Raw genomic sequence first — 18,115 nt, 5'->3', positions numbered from 1 at the left:
CGCTTGAAGTGCGGATACAGGGTCAGCCGGTGCCCGTTCGGGCGGGTAAGCACCGGGCACTGCTGGCTGCCTTGACGCTGCGCGCCGGCCGGGTCGTCTCAATTGGCGAGTTGGTCTCGTTCCTGTGGGGCGGCGACCCTCCCGCACGCACGCGCGGCACGTTGCAGACCTACGTCATGCGGCTGCGGCAGTTGCTGGGCGACCCGTCGCTGATCCGGACCACTTCGGACGGCTACCGGTTGGTGGTGCCGCCGGAACAGGTGGACGTGCACCGGTTCACCACCACGGCGGGCCTGGCCCGGCAGGCCGCGCAGTCCGGGCACCTGGCCGACGCCGCCGAGCTGTACGCCGAGGCGTTGGGCCTGTGGCGCGGCCCGGCGCTGTCGGACGTGCCGTCGGAGGCGTTGCGGGAGCACGAGGTGCCGCGGCTGGCCGAACGGCTGCTGGTGGTGCACGAGGAGCGCAACGACGTCGAGCTCGCGCTGGGCAACCACGAACGGCTGGTGCCGGTGCTGCGGTCGCTGACCACCGACCACCCGCTGCGGGAGCGGTTCTGGGCGCAGCTGATGGTGGCGCTGTACCGGGGCAGCAGGCAGGCCGAGGCGCTGGAGGCGTTCCGGCTGGTCGACCGGCTGCTCGACGAGCAGCTGGGCATCGAGCCGGGCGCCGCGCTGCGGGAGCTGCACCAGGCGATCCTGGTCGGCGACCCGAGCCTGGCCGCGCCCGCCGAACGGGCCGACCCGGACGTGCCCGACCAGTTGCCGCCGGACGTGCCCGGGTTCGTCGGCCGGGACGAGCTGGTGGACCGGATCTCCCGGCTGATCGCGCCGGACGGGCCGCGCACCGCGGTGCCGATCGTGGCGCTGACCGGTGTGCCGGGCGTGGGCAAGACGGCGTTGGCGGTGCACGTGGCGCACCGGCTGCGCGACCGGTTCCCCGACGGTCGGCTGTACGTGGACCTGCGCGGGTACGCCTCCGGGCCGGCCACGCCGGTGGTGGAGGTGCTGACCCGGTTCCTGCGGGCGCTGGGCGTGCCGCCGGAGCAGATCCCGGTGGACTCCGACGAGCAGAGCACGCTGTTCCGGTCGCTGCTGACCGGTCGCCGGATGCTGCTGGTGCTGGACAACGCCGCCGCACCGGACCAGGTGCGTCCCCTGCTGCCCGGCGCGGCGAGCTGCCCGGTGCTGGTGACCAGCCGGGACGACCTGCGCGGGCTGATCGCCGTCGACGGCGCCCGGAGGCTCGGGCTGGACGTGTTGGAGCCGCACGAGTCGCTGGCCGTGCTGCAGCGGTCCGGGCAGGCGGCGCAGGAGCTGGCGCGGCGGTGCGGGCACCTGCCGTTGACGCTGCGCGTCGCGGCGGCGTCGGTGGCGGGCGGTTCGGTGGCGCGGTACCTGGAGAGGTTGGGCGACCGCCATCCGCTCGACTTGGCGCACGCCGCCCTGACACCTGCCGCGCGACGGCTGTTCGCGCTGCTCAGCGTGGTCCCGGGGCCGGACTTCAGCACCGAGGCGGCGGCGAACGCGGCCGAGTTGACGGTGACCGAGGCCGCCGCGCTGCTCGGCCGGCTGACCGCGGCGCGGATGGTGAGCGCCGACTACGGCCGGTACGCGTTCCACGACGAGCTGGCCCGGTTCGCCGCCGGGATGGCCGAAGCCGGGAACGAGGACGTGGCCGCGGCGCGGGTGCGGCTGCTGGAGTTCTACGTGCGTGCCGTGGACCACTGCGCCGAGCTGCTGTACCCGGACCTGATGCGGCTGCCGACGCCGGCCGGTCGGGCGGTGCGGCTGCCCCGGATCGAGACGGCGGCGCAGGCGCGGGCGTGGCTGGACGCGGAGCGGGCGAACCTGACCGCGGCGATCCGGTCGGCCGCCGAACGCGGTCCGGCCGCGATGTCGTGGCGGCTGGCCGACGGGCTGCGCGGCTACCTGTGGATCGGCAAGCACGTCACCGAGTGGTTGTCGACCGCGCGGTACGGGTTGGACGCCGCGCACGAGCAGCGCGACGTGGCGGGCGAGGCGGCGATGCACCAGAACCTGGGCACGCTGCACTGGCGGCTCGGCGACTTCGGCACGTCCGTCGCGCACTACACGCGGTCCGTCGAGCTGCACCGGATGTCCGGTGACCTGGCGTCGGAGGCGGAGGTGCTCGGCAACCTCGGCGTGGTGCGGCTGGAGGCGGGCGACCTGGCGTCGGCGCGCAACGACCTGGAGACGTGCCTGGCGCTCAAGCGCGAGTCCGGCGGGCTGCGGTCGGGTGAGACGGGCGTGCTGACCGGGTTGGGCGTGCTGGCGATCGAGACCGGTGAGCTGGCCGAGGCGGTGGACCTGCTCGGCGAGGCGCTGGCGATCAGCGTGGCGCACGGGCTGCGGGGCAGCGAGATCACCGCGTTGACGCTCTTGGGCGTGGCGTCGCAGCTCATGGGTGAGCCGCAGCGCGCGCTCGGCCACTTGTCCGAGGGGTTGCGCCTGTCGACGGAGGCGGGGTTCCGCGAGGCCGCCGCGCGGGTGCTGGAGAGCACCGCGTCCGTGCGCCTCGACCTGGGCGAGCACGCCGAGGCCCTGGAGCTGGCCGACCGGGCGTTAGCCGAGTTGCGCCAGGACGGTGACCAGCGGATCACCACGAACGTGCTGGTGGTGATGGCCTCGGCGAACCGCGGCCTGGGCTCCCTGCGCACCGCCGACGAGCAGTTCCAGCAGGCCCTGACCAAGGCTCGCCGGATCGGCTACCTGCCGGCCGAGGCGCGTGCCCTGGTCGGCTTGGCGGGCGTGCGCCGACTGCTGGGCCAGACCGACGAGGCGAAGTCCCTGGCCGACGAGGCCGTGGCCCTCACGTCCCGGCTGGGCCTGCGCATCACCGAACGCCTGGCCCGCACCGAGCTGGCCGCCATCCACGAAGCCCTGGGCGACGACCCGGCCCGAACGTAGAACTCAGGGGTCCTGAACGTACGACTCACGCGTCGCGAACGTAGGACACACGCGAGAGTCCTACGTTCGGAACGCGTGTGTCCTACGTTCAGGCACCCCGAGTTCAACGCTCAGGCGTTGATCAAGCCGGCCAGGCGGGCGGCCAGGTCGTCCCAGCGCCAGTGCCCGGTGACCCACTCGCGGCCCGCGGCACCCATCTTCGCGGCGGTGTCGGGATCGGCCAGCAGGGCGGCGACGGCGTTGGCCACCTCGGTCACCTCACGCCCGTCCACCACCCGCCCGGTCACGCCGTCGCGCACGGTCTCCGGGGCACCACCGGAACGCCCCGCCACCACGGGCAGCCCGGTGGCCGACGCCTCCAGGTACACGATCCCCAGGCCCTCGACGTCCAGCCCGCGCCCCCGCGTCCGGCACGGCATCGCGAACACGTCACCGGCGTTGTAGTGCGCGGGCAGCTCCTCCCACGGCACGGACCCGGTCAGCACGACGTGCTCGGACACCCCGACCGACGCCGCGAGCCGCTCCACCGTCCCCCGATAGGGCCCACCGCCCACCAGCAGCAACGCCGCGTCGGGCACCTGCCGCCGGATCTCCGGCAACGCCCGCACCAGCACGTCCTGCCCCTTGCGCGGCACGAGCCGCGACACGCACACCACCACCGGCCGCTCGCCCAGCCCGTACCGGGCGCGGATCTCCTCCCGCGCCGACGCCGAGGGCGCGAACACCGACGTGTCCACCCCGGACGGCAGGTGCTCCAACGCCGCCAGTGGACCGAACGCCGCCGCGAACCGGGACCGCGTGTACCGGCTCACGAACGTCACCACGTCCGCGTCCGACCCGATGCGCCGCAACGCCTGCCGCGCACCCGGCAGCATCGACCACCCGACCTCGTGCCCGTGCGTCGACGCCACCACCCGCGACGCACCGGCGGCACGCAGCCGTGACGTCATCAACGCCAACGGCGCCGCCGCCCCGAACCACACGGCGTCACAGCGCGCTCCGCGCAGGATGTCCGACGCCCGCCGCACGACGTCCGGCGTGGGCAGCATCAACGTCCCGGGGTGCCGCACCACCTCGAACGGCTGCGCCGCGTCGAACTCCGGGTGCGAGCCGGACGACGACTCCCACGACGGCGCGTACACCACGAGCTCGGGCAGCCGCACGGCCAACGCGTGCAGGTAGGCCTGGATGCCACCGGGCCGCGGCGGGAAGTCATTGGTCACCAGCAGGGTCCGACGCACGCGACCACGTTACGGGAACGACCGCCGCAGGAAATCCTGCCACCCGCGCACCAGCGCCGCGGTGTCCCCGCCGGTCACCTCCAGCAGCACGCCGTCCACTTCGGACGCCCGAACCCGCGCCAGCCGCCGGTGCAGCGCCACCAGCCCCGGCTCGCCCAGCGACGACGCCAGGTACAGGTTCAGCGACCAGGCCTGCTGGTAGGCCAGCTCCATCCCGGCGCCGCGGAAGTCGGCGTCCGACGGCAGCGCCGCGGGCAACCCGTCCCGCACCTGCGCGGCCAGCAGCGGCGCGGCCTTGCGCGGCGGCACGTCGCTGCGCCGATAGCCGACGTAGTCCGCGAACCCCTCCAGCACCCACATCGGCGCGCCGTCCACGGTCTCGCCGCGCGCCGCGATGTGCGTGATCTCGTGCCGCAGCAGCACCCGCAACGCCAACGGCGACAACGCCCCCGCGCTGTCCGGGTTCAGCACCACGCGTTGGCCGCGGGCCGTGTGCGTGTCCCGGTCGACCCCGTCGGCCACCGCGACACCCGCGATCGCACCGGTGGCGAACCCGGGACCGACCAGCGCGACCATCTCGGCCGGGCTCGCCGGGATCAGCACGGCCACCTGACGTGCCCACGCCTGGCCCCACACCTCGGTCACCGCCGCCACGGCGTCGTCCAGCTCGTCCAGCACCCGTGCGGCCAGCACCTCGCCGCCGGGGTGGCTCAGCACGAACCCGCCGGTGCCGGCGTGCACCTGGCACGGCCCGAAGTCCCACGGTCCGCGCCAGGTGCGCCGGCCCAGCGGTTCCAGCGCGGTGTCGGAGTTGAGGTACCAGCGGCCGTCGCGCCGGGTGAACAGGTAGGCCATGGCCTGGCCGCTCGGCGCCACGTCCACGCCGCCGAGCCGGTACGACAGCCGCACCTCGGGCGCCCAGACGTCGTCGGCGGCGGGCAGGTCCAGCGCGGTGAGGTCGACCTCGCCGTCCAGCGCGTACTCCCACTCGGCCAGCGGCACGGCGGAGAGGTTGCGGAACAGGTCGCGCTGCCGTTGCCGGAACCCGGCGTCGGCCAGCGGGTCGAGGTCCGCGGTGAACGCCACCTCGTCACGGTCCCGCACCGCCCGCGCGCGTCGTTCGAGCAGCGCCCGGACGGCGTCGGCACGGGAGGTCGCGGCGGTGTCGGCCGACGCCGGGGGTGCCGTCGGGGTCGCCGGGACGACGGCCGTGACCAGTCCGACGAGGAACGTCACGGCCACCAGCGCGGCCAGCACGACCCTGAAGCGGCTCACGGGCCTCCAAAGTCATCAGCAGGGCCACCCCGTCCAGGATGGCCCTGCTGAGCGACGGTTGTCAGCCCGGTCAGCCCGCGATGCGCCGCATCGCGTAGATGCTGCCGGGGTTCTCCAGCGGCACGACCTTGACCGGCACGCCGTCGGTGGACGCGTGCACGACCCGCGCGTTGTCCACCGCCATGCCGACGTGGTTGCCGCCGTTGTAGATGATCAGGTCGCCCGCCTGGACCTCGCCGCGGGTGACGGGGCGCCCGGCGCCCGCCTGGCCGCCGGAGGTGCGCGGGATCGTCACGCCGGCGTAGGCGTAGGCCTTCGAGGTCAGGCCGGAGCAGTCCCAGCGGTCGGGGCCGGTGGCGCCGTACAGGTACATGTCGCCCTGCTGGTCCAGCGCGAACTGCAACGCGACACCCGCCGCACCCGCGGGCACGTTGGTCGCGGTGACCCTCGGGCCGGTGTTGGTGAGCGTGTTGCGCTCCTGCGCGGTCAGCCGGTTGAGCTGGTTGCGGACCTCGGTGATCTGGCCGTCCAGCTCGGACTTCCGCTTCTTGACGTCGTCGGCGATCTTGGTCGCCTCGTCGGTCGCGGCCTGTGCGCGGCTCTGGGCGTCGGCCGCCTTCTGCCGGGCGTCCTCGGCCGCGTCGACCGCGCCGGAGAGCCGTTCGAGGGACTCGTTGTTGTCCGACGCGAGCACGCCGAGCGCGGACATGCGGTTCAGGAAGTCCTGCTGGGAGTCGGAGACCAGCAGCGCCGACAGCTGGTTGAACCGGGCACCCTCGAACGAGGCCTCGGTCAGCTTGTCGACCTGGACCCGGAAGGTCTCCTCGTCGGCCCTGGCCTGGTCGCCCGCCTGGGTCGCCTGCGCCAGGTCGGCGGTGGCCTTGTCCAGTTCGGCCTGGTTGGCATCGCGCTGCTCTTCGGCGCGCAGGAGTTCTTCGTTGAGCTTGGTCGCCTGCTCGGCGAGCTCGTTGTACTTCTTCAGCGCCTCGGAGGCGTTCGCGGGGGTGTTCGGCTGAGCTCCGGCGGGTACGGGCAGGACGCCCACCGCGGCAGCGGCCACCGCCGTGGCCGCCATCGCCCCGCGCAGGCCGCGCTTGAGTCGTTGCGACGCCACAGTCGCGTGTGTCTCCTTCGTCTGAACCCGCCTGCCGGTCGGGCGCGTGACGCGGCCCGACACACCTCGTGTTGCGAGATTCCCGGCTCGGCTCCCCGACAGGCCGATTCGGCGGTGAACCCGCGTCGCGGCCCAGGTTGGACCACTGCCCGCCGCGAGATCTCGGCCAGGTTACGAAAAGTGAGCCTCGGAGTCCACTAGCGGGGCAAGGAAATCACGGCGAGTTCACCTTTGATCGCGAACGGCCTAGCTGTGACCTGGTCGTGTGACCACCGGTGGTGTTAAAAACACGATCTGCGTCACACCCGGCCCAGGCGCGCCAACAGCACCGCGGACGGCACCGGGTGCGCACCCCGCCGCCGGACGGAATCGGCCACCGCCCGGTCGGACGTCACCACGACCACCGGACGGCCCTCGGGCTCGGCGGTCACCAGCGCGCGGATCACGTCGTCGGCCAGCACACCCGGGTCGCTGAACAACACCCGCACCCCGCGCGGCGCGGACGTCGGCACGGCCACCACGCCCGCGCCGTCGAACACCAACGTCACCTCCGCGCCGGTGCGCGCCGCCAACACGGCCAACTGGTGCACCAGCCGGTCCCGCTGGTCCGACAACGACAGCTCCGGGTAACCCGTCTTGGTGACGTTGTAGCCGTCCACGATCAAGTGCACGGCGGGCAGCGCCAGCAGCCGGTCCAACGCCGCCGGGTCCTCCACCCGGCCGACCGCGCCCTGCGCCGCGCTCGCGCCGCGCACGAGGTCCGCCGGTCGCGGGCCCGCGCCACCCAGGGCGAGCTCGCGGCGCAGGCCGTTCACCGCGCCGTCCAGCGTGTCCACCAGCAGGGCCAGCCGCACCTCGTCGGCCTGCCGCGCCTCCTTGGCGGACTGCCGCGCCACCTCGGCGTCCGACTCGGCCCGCTGCGCCTTGGCGCGCTCGTGCTCGGCCCGTTCCCGTTCGCGGTCCCGTTCGGCGGTCAGCCTGCGCAACTCCGCCTCGGCCTCCGCGCGCACCCGGTCCACCTCGGCCGCCGCCGACTCGGCCCGGTCCTTGGCCTCGCGCAGCCGCACGCCCTGCTCGCGCAACCGTTTGCGCAGCCGTTCCAGCTCGGCCTCCGAGGCTTCGCGGATCTTGTCCACCGCGCCGCCCGCCTCGGCCCGCTCCGCCTTGAGCCGCTCCAGCTCCACCTCGAGCCGTTCGGCCCGCTGCACGGCCAGGTCCCGCTCGGACCGCAGCGCCGCGTCCGCCGCACGCCTGCCGACCAGCTCGATGAAGTGGGACGCGACCTCCTCGCCCTGCAGGATCGCCGCCGCACCCGCCGCGACCGGGTCGGGCGAGGTCACCTCGAGCACCGCCGGCCGGTTGCGGCGCAGCCACTCCACGACGGCGGCCCGGAAGTTCGCCGACGACTTCAACCCGCCGATCAACGCCGGCGCACCCAGCCGTGCCCGCTTGGTCGGCGCGAACCGCGCGACCGCCCGCAGCGACTGCGGGATGTCCACCTTCGCCAAGTCCCCCAACGCGTCCGCGCTCAACTCCGCGAGCCGCGCGCGCAGCGGCTCGGGCAGGGCAGACCAGTCCACAGTGGACTCGACGGCCTGGGCGGGTTCCAGGTCGTCGACGCCATCCGGGGGCTCGATCGGGTCTTGCACCCGTACAGGCTAGCTGTGTTGGATTGCGCCGCTGTGTTCGATTGCCGCTGCTCCGCACCCGGCCGACTCCGGCAGCACCCGCACCTCACCTCTACACCTCACCCGGCCGGCTCCAGCGGCACCCGCTCCTCACCCCCGCACCCCACCCGCGAGGTCGCGTCGATCGTTCGCGTCCTCATTCGCCGGCGATCACGCTTTTCGATCGTCGGCGAATCAGGGCGCGAACGGTCGACTTCCAGGCGACCTCGCCCGCGACGCCGGAGGCGGCGCAATCCAACACTGTCGGGGTCGATCAGTACCGTGCCGCGCGATGACTACTCAGCTCACGTTCGACGAACTGGGCACACCGCTGCGCGAGACCACGTTCGTCGTGTTCGACCTGGAGACCACCGGTGGCCGGGCGGACGAGGACTCGATCACCGAGATCGGTGCGGTGAAGGTGCGCGGCGGGCGGGTGATCGGCGAGTTCGGCACCCTCGTCGACCCCGAGCGGGGCATCCCGCCGCAGGTCGTGGCGCTGACCGGGATCACCCAGCTGATGGTGACCGGCGCGCCCCGGCTCGCCACGGTGCTGCCCGCGTTCCTGGAGTTCGCCGCCGGCGCGGTGCTGGTGGCGCACAACTCCGGCTTCGACGTGGGGTTCATCAAGGCCGCCTGCGCCCGGCACGGGTACACGTGGCCCAAGCCGACGGTCGTGTGCACGGTGAAGCTGGCCCGCCGGGTGCTCAGCCGGGACGAGGCGCCCAGCTGCCGGCTCTCGGCGCTGGCCCAGCTGTTCGGCGTGTCCGTGCAGCCGAACCACCGGGCGCTCATCGACGCCCGCGCGACCGTCGAGGTGCTGCACCACCTGCTGGAGCGGGTCGGGTCGGTCGGCGTGCACTCGCTGGAGGAGCTGGTCGCCTACCTGCCCGAGGTGACCCCGGCGCAGCGGCGCAAGCGGACGCTCGCCTCACACCTGCCGTCCACCCCCGGCGTCTACCTGTTCCGCGGACCGTCGGAGGAGGTTCTGTACGTCGGCACGGCCTCCGACCTGCGGCGACGGGTGCGGCAGTACTTCACCGCGAGCGAGGGCCGCAAGCGGCTGCGGGAGATGGTCTCGCTGGCGGTACGGGTGGACGCGGTGGAGTGCGCGCACTCGCTGGAGGCCGAGGTGCGGGAGCTGCGGCTGCTGACCGCGCACAAGCCCGCCTACAACCGGCGTTCCAAGAACCAGGGGCAGGCGTGGTGGCTCGTGTTGACGGAGGAGGCGTTTCCACGCCTCTCCGTGGTCCGCACGCCGCGTGAGGGCGCGCTCGGCCCGTTCCGGTCCCGGCGGTTGGCCGAGACGGCGATGGAGGCGGTGTTGGAGGCCGTCCCGCTGCGGGCGTGCTCGATGCGGATCCCGGCGCGCAACGCCTCCGCCACGCCGTGCGCGCTGTTCGAGCTGGGCCGGTGCAAGGCGCCGTGCGCGGGACGGCAGTCGGTGGACGACTACTCCCCCGCCGTCTCCGCGTTCCGGCAGCTGGTGGCAGGGTCGGACGTGGCGCCGTTGCGCGGGCTGACCGCGCAGATCGACGCGCTCGCGCTGGCCCACCGGTTCGAGGACGCCGCCACCCGCCGTGACCGCATGTCGTCGTTGGTGCGCTCGTTGGACCGGGCGCAGCGGCTCGCGGGCCTGGCCGCGTTGCCCGAGGTGGTGGCCGCGCGTCCGGACGGGTCCGGCGGGTGGGAGTTCGCCGTGGTGCGGCACGGGCGGTTGGCGTCGGCCGGGGTGGCGCGGCGCGGCACGCGGCCGATGCCGGTGGTCGACGCGCTGGCGGCGTCGGCGGAGACGGTGGTGCCGGGCGAGGGCCCGCTGTTCGGCGCGCCCGCCGAGGAGGTCGGGGTGGTGCTGCGGTGGATCGACCGGCCGGGCACGCGGCTCGTCTACTGCGAGCGCCCGTGGACGTCACCCGCGTCCGCCGCCGGCGCGTGGCGCGAGTGGGTGGCCCGCGCCGAAGCCGGTCGCGACCAGTACCGGGTGGCCGGCCACTAGTGCCGCGACCGGCGGCCTTCGCCCCGTGTTCCGACGGGTGGATCGCGGTGCCGGCCCCACGTCCTCATCCTGGTCGGATGGGGGCGTGGGGCCGGTGCCGCGAGGCGCCCTGCCGAGCGCCGGAAGACGCGGTGAAGGTTGCCGGTCGTGGCACTAGCATGTGGTCGGTCGATTAACCCGACGACTTGTGGAGGACCGCTGTGATCACCGCGATCGTGCTGATCCAGGCCGCCGCCGAGACCATCCCGGACGCGGCGCAGGCGATCGCCGACATCGAGGGCGTCACCGAGGTCTACTCGTGCGCCGGCGACGTCGACCTGATCGCCCTGGTCAAGGTCGCCCGGCACGAGGACCTCGCCGACCTGGTGCCCGGCCAGATCTCCAAGGTGCCCGGCGTGTTGAACACCGACACCCACATCTCCTTCCGGTCGTACTCGAAGCGCGACACGGACGCGGCGTTCGCCATCGGCCTCGAAGACGCCTGACCGGCTGACACCCGAACCGGCCGGCACCTCCCGGGCTGTGTGCGACTACGTCGTGATCCGCGCCCCGAAGGGCAGGCCGCTGCCGCTCGCCGAGGTCGGTGCACGGCTCTCCGCCCTCGGCCTGCGGCACGACGGCGGCGGCACCTGGCTGACCGGGGAGGAGACCGCCGACCTGCTGGTCAACGCCGAGGTCGACGCCTCGGGCCGGTTCGCCGTAGCGGCCGACGACCTCGTGGTCAGCCTCGACGTCACCTTGTGGTGCCCCCACTCCGGCCGCACGGTGCGGTGGCCCGACGAGGCGACCCACCAAGCCCAGCGCCGCCTGCTGGACACCGTCGCGCGCACGCTGGGGTGGGCGGTCGTCGACCAGGACGACCCGGACCACTGATGCGCAGAGGCCCCGCACCACGGGGGTGCGGGGCCTCTGCGACAAGACCTGACGGTCAGTCCTCCGGCTGCGAAGGCTTGCCGGCCAGTTCGCCGGCCGGCTTGTTCTCGCCGGACAGGGCGTCCGCCGAGACACCGTGCTCGGCACGGGCACGGGCCAGGGCGGCGGTCTCCTCCCGCGGGTCCGGGGTGAGGAAGCTGCCCGGCACCGGGTGGCCGGCCGACCCCAGCTTGTTCATCTTCTTCGGCACCGACGCGCCCTGGTAGGCCAGCGGCAGGGGGTGGCCGTGGTCGTCCACCGGGCCCAGTGGCTGGTGGACCTCGATGAACTCGCCGTGCGGCAGGCGCTTGATGATGCCCGTCTCGACGCCGTGCTCCAGCACCTCGCGGTCCGCGCGCTGCAAGCCGATGCAGATGCGGTAGGTGATGAAGTAGGCCAGCGGCGGGACGAGGAGCATGCCGATGCGGCCCATCCACGTCATCGCGTTCAGCGAGATGTCGAACTTCATCGCGATGATGTCGTTGCCGCCCGAGAGCAGCAGCACCATGAAGTACGAGATCGCCATGACACCCAGCGACGTCCGGACCGGCACGTCGCGCGGGCGCTGCAGCAGGTTGTGGTGCGCGTAGTCCTTGGTCATCTTGCGCTCGATCCACGGGTACACCGCGGCGAGACCGGTCAGCAGCGGCAGGCCGAGCATGAACGGCAGGAACGGCGCGGGCACCGTGTAGTTGCCCAGGTACAGCTCCCACGCGGGCCACAGGCGGATCAGGCCGTCGGTCCAGCCCATGTACCAGTCGGGCTGCACGCCCGCCGACACCTGGGCCGCGTTGTACGGGCCGAAGTTCCAGATCGGGTTGATCTGGAAGATGCCGCCCATGATCGCCGTGACGGCCACGACCACCGCGAAGAACCCGCCGCCCTTGACCGCGAACACCGGCATGATGCGCACGCCGACGACGTTGGTCTCCTTGCGGCCGACACCCGGGAACTGCGTGTGCTTCTGGTACCAGACCAGGCCCACGTGCACCGCGATCAGCGCCAGGATGATGCCCGGGATGAGCAGGATGTGCAGCGAGTACAGCCTCGGGATGACCTCGGTGCCGGGGAACTCGCCACCGAACAGCAGCCAGTTGGTCCACGTGCCGATCACCGGGATCGAGATCAGCAGCGCCGCCATCACCCGCAGGCCCGTGCCGGACAGCAGGTCGTCGGGCAGCGAGTAGCCGAGGAAGCCCTCGATCGCGCCCAGCATGAACAGCACGATGCCGATGACCCAGTTGATCTCACGCGGGCGCCGGAACGCCCCGGTGAAGAAGATCCGGAACATGTGCACGACGATCGCGCCCATGAACAGCAGCGCGGCCCAGTGGTGGACCTGGCGCACGAACAGACCGCCGCGCACCTCGAACGAGATCTGCAGGGTCGACTCGAACGCCCGGGACATCTCGATGCCCTGGAGGTTCACGAAGCTGCCGTTGTAGACGACCTCCTCCATGGAGGGGTCGAAGAACAGCGCCAGGTAGGTGCCCGACAGCAGCAGGACGATGAAGCTGTACAGCGCGATCTCGCCGAGCAGGAACGACCAGTGCGTCGGGAAGACCTTGTTCAACTGCTTCCGCATGCCGGAAGCCATGTGGAACCGGTCGTCGGCCCACTTGGCGGCGCCACCCGCCACGCGGGCGCCCGCGCCCTGCCGTTTTGTCGGCGTGGTGATGCCGCTCATGACTTACGCTCCCAGAACGCCGGACCCACGGCCTCGATGAAGTCGCCGCGGGCAATCAAGTATCCGTCCTCGTCAACCGTGATCGGAAGCTGCGGCAGGGCACGGGTCGCCGGGCCGAACCGGGGCTTGCCGTAGTGGAAGACGTCGAACTGCGACTGGTGGCAGGGGCACAGGAGCAAGCCGGTCTGCTGCTCGTACAGCGAAGTCGGGCACCCGAGGTGGGTGCAGATCTTCGAGTACGCGTAGAAGTCGCCGTAGTTGAAGTCCTCCTGGCCCGCGCGCTTGACCACGGACTGGCCGGGGCGCAGGCGGATGAGCATGACCGGGCTGTCCGCCCGCTTCAACGCGTGGACCAGGGCTTCTTCGTCGTCACGCTCCGACTCGCGGAACGGGAACACCGTTTCGAAACCACCGGCGTCCAGGTCTTCCGGACGCACCAGCGCGACCTCGTGGAAGTTGCCCGTGTGCCGGCGCAGGTAGACCTTCTCGCCGTCGTCGGACTTCCACGCGGTGTGCCAGAGCGAGTCCTTCGAGTCGCTCTTCGCCCACGGGTTGCGGATCAGGCCGCCGACGCCGACGGCCAGCACGCCCAGGCCGAACACGCCGGCACCCAGGCCCGCGGTGCTCTTGATGAGCGACCGGCGGCCGATCGTGGAGCGCTCGCCCGCGTCGGCCAGGTTGGCGACGATCGTGGCCTTGTCCACCTCGGTCGAACCGCCGTCGTGGCGCTGCTGGACGGCCAGCTCCTCCGGGATGAACTTCTTCGTGTAGAGCAGCGCGCCGACGCCGAGGCCGAGGATCGACAGGCCCAGCGTCAACCCGATGACCGGCGTGTACAGGCTGTACAGGAAGTGGTCGCCGGCGTGCGGAGCCTCGTACTTCCACGGCCACCAGATGAACGCCACCAGGAACGCGAGGCCCGAGAGCGCGGCGATGGTGAACCACAGGGCCACCAGGCGCTCGGCGCGCTTCTCCGCGCGGGTGCCCTTGACGGGCCAGCGGTCCTCATAGTGGACGAGCTCGACGCCGTCCATCCTGGAACCGAGCTTGACCAGCTCGTCCCGGCTCATCCCGGCGAGTTCCGCCTCGTCGGGCAGCTCGTTCGGCTTCACGCCGCTCATGCGCACACCTCGCTGGCGCTCGGCGTGGCAAGAGCGGCACGCACTGTGTTGAATGATTCGCTCGCGAGCTCGCTCATGCCTTGGCTCCGATCCAGAGGGTCACGCCGATGAGTGCGGCGATACCCACGATGAACGCGATCAGACCCTCCGAAACCGGCCCGAGGCCGCCGAGGGGGGCGCCGCCGGGGTTGTTGTTCCCGTCGGTCACCGACTTGATGTAAGCGATGATGTCTTCCTTCTCCTCCGGCGTGAGCTGCCGGTCGGAGAACTTCGGCATGTTCTGCGGGCCCGTGAGCATCGCGGTGTACAGCTGCTCCTCGGTCACGCCGTCGAGCTCGGGCGCGAACTTGCCGGACGACAGCGCCCCGCCGCGGCCGGTGAAGTTGTGGCACGCCGAGCAGTTGAGCCGGAACAGCTCGCCGCCGCGGGCCGGGTCCTCGCCGCGCAGCGCCTCACCGCGCTCCTCGGGGGTCGTCGGGCCGCCGCCGCGGGACTGGATGAACGCACCGATCGCGTCCACCTCCTCCGGCGTGAACTTCGCCGGCTTGCGCAGCGCCTGCGCCTCCTGGCGGGCCATGGGCATGCGGCCGGAGGACACCTGGAAGTACACGGCCGCCTCGCCCACGCCGATCAGGCTGGGGCCGCGGTCCTCGACGCCGTCGAGGTTCTTGCCGTGGCAGGTGATGCAGCTGTTGTTGTAGAGCTGCTCGCCCAGTCGCACCTGCGCCGGGTCGTCCTGCGCCTGCGCGGTCTGCGGCTGCGGCGCGAGGGCGCTGAACAGGAAGCCCGCGGCCAGCAGCGCGAAGCCCAGCGCGAGCAGGCCCGAGATCCGCCGGCGCAACTTGGTGCTGCGCTTCCGGGCCCGTGTGGTGTTGGTGGTCATGTGTGCGGCAACCCTTGCTGGTGTGAGTTCGGGGTTCGAGCTGGTCAGGGCACGATGTAGATGACGGCGAACAAGCCGATCCAGACGACGTCGACGAAGTGCCAGTAGTACGACACGACGATCGCGGAGGTCGCCTGCGCGGGCGTGAACTTGCTCAGCTTCGTGCGGACCAGCAGGTAGCCGAACGCGATCAGGCCACCGATCACGTGCAGGCCGTGGAAGCCGGTCGTGAGGTAGAAGACGGTGCCGTAGGCCGAGCCGGGGATCGTGGTCCCCTCGCTGACCAGCGTGACGTACTCGAACGCCTGGCCGCCCACGAAGATCAAACCCATGATCAGCGTCACGACGTACCAGCGACGCAGGCCGAACACGTCACCGCGCTCGGCGGCGAAGACGCCCCACTGGCACGTGAAGGATGACGCCACCAGGATGATCGTGAAGAACAGTGCGTAGGGCACGTTCAAGTGGGTCGGCTCTGGTGGCCAGGGCCCTTCGTTCTGGGCCTTCACCGTGAAGAACATGGCGAAGAGCCCCGCGAAGAACATGAGCTCACTGGACAGCCAGACGATCGTGCCGACGCTGACCATGTTCGGGCGGTTCAGCGAGTGCACGCGCTGGCCGATTGAGGGCGCTGCCGTTGTCACACGACGCATTATTGCTTGCAGGATTTCGCCCCGCCCATCGGGTCCGGGGCACGTACGCAGGTCATCTGGGTCACACGCACGGTGAGGACGGTCATGGGGTTGTTGAGCCGGTGGCGTGATCGACGCGCGCGGCGGGGTGTACCCGCACTGGAGATCGATTCACCCGGCCTGGCGGTCGTGGTGGAGGCGTTCGACATCGCGGAGGCCGACTCGGCCGCGCTGGCCCGTTCGCCGCGGTGGCGCCCGGACGAGCCCGCGGTGCTGCGCCACCACCTCGAACTGCCGTTTGACCAGGTAGAACGCGCACGTGAGCTGCTCGCGCCGGACGGCTGGGAGCTTCGTCACGGCGAGCGCTGGCACGCGTTGCGGGTGCAGCGGTTGGACGCGCTGCACTGCGCGCAGGAGCGGGCCCGGATGGCGGGCCTGGCCCAGCGGCTGGGCGGTGACTGGATCGGGTGGGACGCACTGCAAGTCACGCAACGTTAGCCGGATAACATCTGGCTACCTGGCACCCCGACCCGCCGGAGGATCGCGCCGATGAGCACGCAGACGACCAGGATCCTGGTGTTCAGCCACCGCCCCGAGGTGCGTGAGACGATCATCACTGCGGTGGGTCGCCGTCCCGCGCCCGACCTGGGCCGCGTCGACTACGTCGAGGTGGGCACGATCGCCGACGTCCTGTACGAGATGGACAACGGCGGCATCGACCTGGCGATCCTGGACGGCGAGGCGCAGCCGACCGGCGGCATGGGACTGTCCCGGCAGCTGAAGAACGAGATCACCGACTGCCCCCCGATCGTGGTCGCGGTGCGCCGCAAGGACGACCGGTGGCTGGCGACGTGGTCGCAGGCGGACGCGGTGCTGGTGCACCCGCTCGACCCGCTGGCCGCCGCCGAGACCGTGGCCGAGGTGCTGCGCTCGACGGCGCTGCCCGTCGTCCGGGGCTGAGGTCGCCGTGGAGCGCACCTGGCCGTTACTGCTCAACCAGCTCGTCGACCGGGTCGACCTGACGCAGGACGACACGGCGTGGGCGATGGACCAAGTGATGTCCGGTGCCGCGACGCCCGCGCAGATCGCCGCGTTCGCGGTGGCGCTGCGGGCGAAGGGCGAGACGCCGGAAGAAGTCGACGGCATCGCCACGATGATGCTGGCGCACGCGCGCCGGTTCACCGTGGACGTGAGCGCGGCGGACATCGTCGGCACGGGCGGTGACAGCTCCGGGTCGGTGAACATCTCGACCATGGCGGCGATCGTCACGTCCGCCGCCGGCGTGCCGGTGGTCAAGCACGGCAACCGCGCGGCGTCTTCCAAGTGCGGCACGGCGGACGTGCTGGAGGAGCTCGGCGTGGCCATCGACCTGCCGCCGCTGGGCGTGCAGCAGACGGTGGAGGAGCTGGGCATCGGGTTCTGCTTCGCCCCGGTGTTCCACCCCGGTTTCCGGCACGCGGGCGCGCCGCGGCGCGAGATCGGCATCCCGACGTCGTTCAACCTGCTCGGTCCGCTGACCAACCCGGCGCAGCCGAAGGCCGGCCTGGTGGGGTGCGCGCGGGTGGCGTTCGCGCCGCTGATCGCGGGCGTCTTCGCACGACGCGGCAACACCATGCTGGTCGTGCGCGGTGACGACGGGATGGACGAGATCACCACGACCACCACCACGTCGGTGTGGGTGGCCGACGGCGGCGAGGTGCGGACCGACCGGATCGACCCGTCGGTGCTGGGCATCGCGCCCGCGTCGGCGGACGACCTCAAGGGCGGCGACGCCTCGGTGAACGCCGAGGTCGTGCGCGACCTGGTGGCCGGGAAGCCGGGTGCGGTGCGGGACGCGGTGCTGCTCAACGCGGCAGGGGCGCTCGCCACGCACGGCGGGCTGTCGGGTGACCTGCACGCGGACCTGGCGAACGCGCTGGGCCGGGCGGCCGACGCGATCGACTCGGGTGCGGCGGCGGACCTGCTGCGGCGGTGGGCGGCGCGGTCGTCGGAGCTGAAGAAGTCCCTCGCGGACGCCTGAGCCGCTCTCAGCGGTTCGGCGTCCGACCGCCGTGCACCGCGGCCGCGATGCGGGCGAACGAGCGGACGAGCGGTCCCGGGTCGGTGCCGGCCCACGCCACAACGAGCGGGCTCGGCGGCAGGTCGACCAACGGCACCGCCGTGAGCCCTTCGGGCAGGGCGTGGCCCAGGGGCGCCAACCCCACCGAGCCGTTCCAGAGCACGGCTTGCAGGCACTCGTGGGCGGTCCGCACGACGGGGCCGGCCCGGTCGCGCCCACCGTTCCAGTAGGCCTGCCAGACCGGGTCGACGCCCTCCGGCAGGTGGAACCACCGGCGGTCGGCCAACTCGTCGGTGTGCAGGCTCTCGCGGCCCGCCAGTGGGTCGTCCGCGCGCAGGACCACGCCGACCGGGTCGGTGCGCAGCACGTGCGTGACGATGCCCGTGTCGTCGAACGGCGCCCTGGTGAGGGCCACGTCGACCAGACCGGCGCGCAGCCCGGTGGTCGGGTGGTGCGATGCGCGCCACGGGACGCGCCCACAGCCGGAGCGACCAGGAGGAGGTCGAGGCGCTGATGATCGCCGAGCACCCGGAGTGGTCCGGTCGCGAGTGGATCGGGAAGGGCGTCGGCTGCCTGTGCGCGGAGCACCCGGCGTGACCAG

Annotated in this window: 16 protein-coding genes and 1 pseudogene; 8 read left to right on the top strand and 9 right to left on the bottom strand. The window is 72.2% G+C overall.

All coding sequences use genetic code 11. The features are described 5' to 3' along the window. The first annotated feature begins 29 nt into the window (after nt 1-29). The gene (locus tag A6A25_RS04800) at nt 30-2,927 is read left to right on the top strand and encodes an AfsR/SARP family transcriptional regulator (RefSeq protein ID WP_073886525.1); all 2,898 of its coding nucleotides are present in this window, start codon (nt 30-32) and stop codon (nt 2,925-2,927) included. A gap of 110 nt (nt 2,928-3,037) precedes the next feature. Here the strand turns inward: A6A25_RS04800 and A6A25_RS04795 are convergent, their stop codons facing one another. From A6A25_RS04795 to A6A25_RS04780, 4 genes are all read right to left on the bottom strand, one after another. Further along, nucleotides 3,038-4,168 (bottom strand): glycosyltransferase family 4 protein, encoded by a 1,131-nt coding sequence (locus tag A6A25_RS04795; RefSeq protein WP_073886524.1) that lies wholly within the window; start codon nt 4,166-4,168, stop codon nt 3,038-3,040. 9 nt (nt 4,169-4,177) lie between these two features. Next, on the bottom strand, nt 4,178-5,443 hold the full coding sequence (locus tag A6A25_RS04790) for a hypothetical protein (RefSeq protein WP_073886523.1): 1,266 nt from the start codon (nt 5,441-5,443) through the stop codon (nt 4,178-4,180). Between the two features lie 70 nt (nt 5,444-5,513). Beyond that, nucleotides 5,514-6,557, bottom strand: a complete 1,044-nt coding sequence (locus A6A25_RS04785; protein WP_083667960.1) for a C40 family peptidase — start codon at nt 6,555-6,557, stop codon at nt 5,514-5,516. Between the two features lie 299 nt (nt 6,558-6,856). Further along, complete coding sequence (locus tag A6A25_RS04780) at nt 6,857-8,206, bottom strand: NYN domain-containing protein (RefSeq protein WP_083667958.1); 1,350 nt, start codon at nt 8,204-8,206, stop codon at nt 6,857-6,859. Nucleotides 8,207-8,516: 310 nt separating this feature from the next. Here A6A25_RS04780 and A6A25_RS04775 point away from each other — a divergent pair, with 310 nt between their 5' ends. The 3 genes from A6A25_RS04775 (at nt 8,517) to A6A25_RS04765 (ending at nt 11,093) form a co-directional block, all read left to right on the top strand. Then, complete coding sequence (locus A6A25_RS04775) at nt 8,517-10,220, top strand: DEDD exonuclease domain-containing protein (RefSeq protein ID WP_073886521.1); 1,704 nt, start codon at nt 8,517-8,519, stop codon at nt 10,218-10,220. 200 nt (nt 10,221-10,420) lie between these two features. Beyond that, nucleotides 10,421-10,705 carry an Lrp/AsnC family transcriptional regulator gene (locus tag A6A25_RS04770; protein ID WP_073886520.1) on the top strand — a complete coding sequence of 95 codons (285 nt, stop codon included), beginning with the start codon at nt 10,421-10,423 and terminating at the stop codon, nt 10,703-10,705. Between the two features lie 37 nt (nt 10,706-10,742). Then, on the top strand, nt 10,743-11,093 hold the full coding sequence (locus A6A25_RS04765) for a hypothetical protein (protein ID WP_073886519.1): 351 nt from the start codon (nt 10,743-10,745) through the stop codon (nt 11,091-11,093). Between the two features lie 55 nt (nt 11,094-11,148). Here A6A25_RS04765 and qcrB read toward each other — a convergent pair whose 3' ends face one another. The 4 genes from qcrB to ctaE form a co-directional block, all read right to left on the bottom strand. Then, nucleotides 11,149-12,819 (bottom strand): cytochrome bc1 complex cytochrome b subunit, encoded by a 1,671-nt coding sequence (gene qcrB, locus A6A25_RS04760; RefSeq protein ID WP_073886518.1) that lies wholly within the window; start codon nt 12,817-12,819, stop codon nt 11,149-11,151. Then, nucleotides 12,816-13,940 carry a cytochrome bc1 complex Rieske iron-sulfur subunit gene (gene qcrA / locus A6A25_RS04755; protein ID WP_073886517.1) on the bottom strand — a complete coding sequence of 375 codons (1,125 nt, stop codon included), beginning with the start codon at nt 13,938-13,940 and terminating at the stop codon, nt 12,816-12,818. Before qcrA ends, qcrB begins: the two co-directional genes overlap by 4 nt. A 73-nt stretch (nt 13,941-14,013) precedes the next feature. Beyond that, entirely contained in the window at nt 14,014-14,823 is an 810-nt protein-coding gene (gene qcrC, locus A6A25_RS04750; protein WP_073886516.1) for a cytochrome bc1 complex diheme cytochrome c subunit, read from the bottom strand. A 44-nt stretch (nt 14,824-14,867) separates the two neighbouring features. Further along, nucleotides 14,868-15,476: an aa3-type cytochrome oxidase subunit III gene (gene ctaE / locus A6A25_RS04745; protein WP_073886515.1), complete on the bottom strand. Its 609-nt coding sequence runs from the start codon at nt 15,474-15,476 to the stop codon at nt 14,868-14,870. Between the two features lie 84 nt (nt 15,477-15,560). Between ctaE and A6A25_RS04740 the strand changes: the two genes are divergently transcribed. From A6A25_RS04740 to trpD, 3 genes are read left to right on the top strand one after another with little or no spacing between them, the layout of a single operon-like run. Further along, nucleotides 15,561-15,953: a hypothetical protein gene (locus A6A25_RS04740; RefSeq protein ID WP_073886514.1), complete on the top strand. Its 393-nt coding sequence runs from the start codon at nt 15,561-15,563 to the stop codon at nt 15,951-15,953. Between the two features lie 51 nt (nt 15,954-16,004). Beyond that, a complete protein-coding gene (locus A6A25_RS04735) occupies nt 16,005-16,415 on the top strand; it encodes a hypothetical protein (protein WP_073886513.1) in 411 nt (136 codons plus the stop codon). Nucleotides 16,416-16,422: 7 nt separating this feature from the next. Continuing rightward, on the top strand, nt 16,423-17,475 hold the full coding sequence (gene trpD / locus A6A25_RS04730; protein ID WP_073886512.1) for an anthranilate phosphoribosyltransferase: 1,053 nt from the start codon (nt 16,423-16,425) through the stop codon (nt 17,473-17,475). A gap of 7 nt (nt 17,476-17,482) precedes the next feature. Here the strand turns inward: trpD and A6A25_RS04725 are convergent. Further along, nucleotides 17,483-17,962: pseudogene (locus tag A6A25_RS04725) on the bottom strand (LysR substrate-binding domain-containing protein); the annotation flags it as partial. A gap of 8 nt (nt 17,963-17,970) precedes the next feature. On the opposite strand from A6A25_RS04725, the gene A6A25_RS44585 reads away from it, so the two are divergent. Next, nucleotides 17,971-18,111: a hypothetical protein gene (locus tag A6A25_RS44585; RefSeq protein ID WP_241828508.1), complete on the top strand. Its 141-nt coding sequence runs from the start codon at nt 17,971-17,973 to the stop codon at nt 18,109-18,111. The last annotated feature ends 4 nt before the right edge of the window (nt 18,112-18,115 follow it).

The organism is Saccharothrix sp. CB00851 (assembly GCF_001905065.1).
Taxonomy (GTDB): domain Bacteria; phylum Actinomycetota; class Actinomycetes; order Mycobacteriales; family Pseudonocardiaceae; genus Actinosynnema.
The sequence above is the reverse complement of the archived record's forward strand: the minus strand, read 5'-3'. Positions and strand labels throughout refer to the sequence as shown.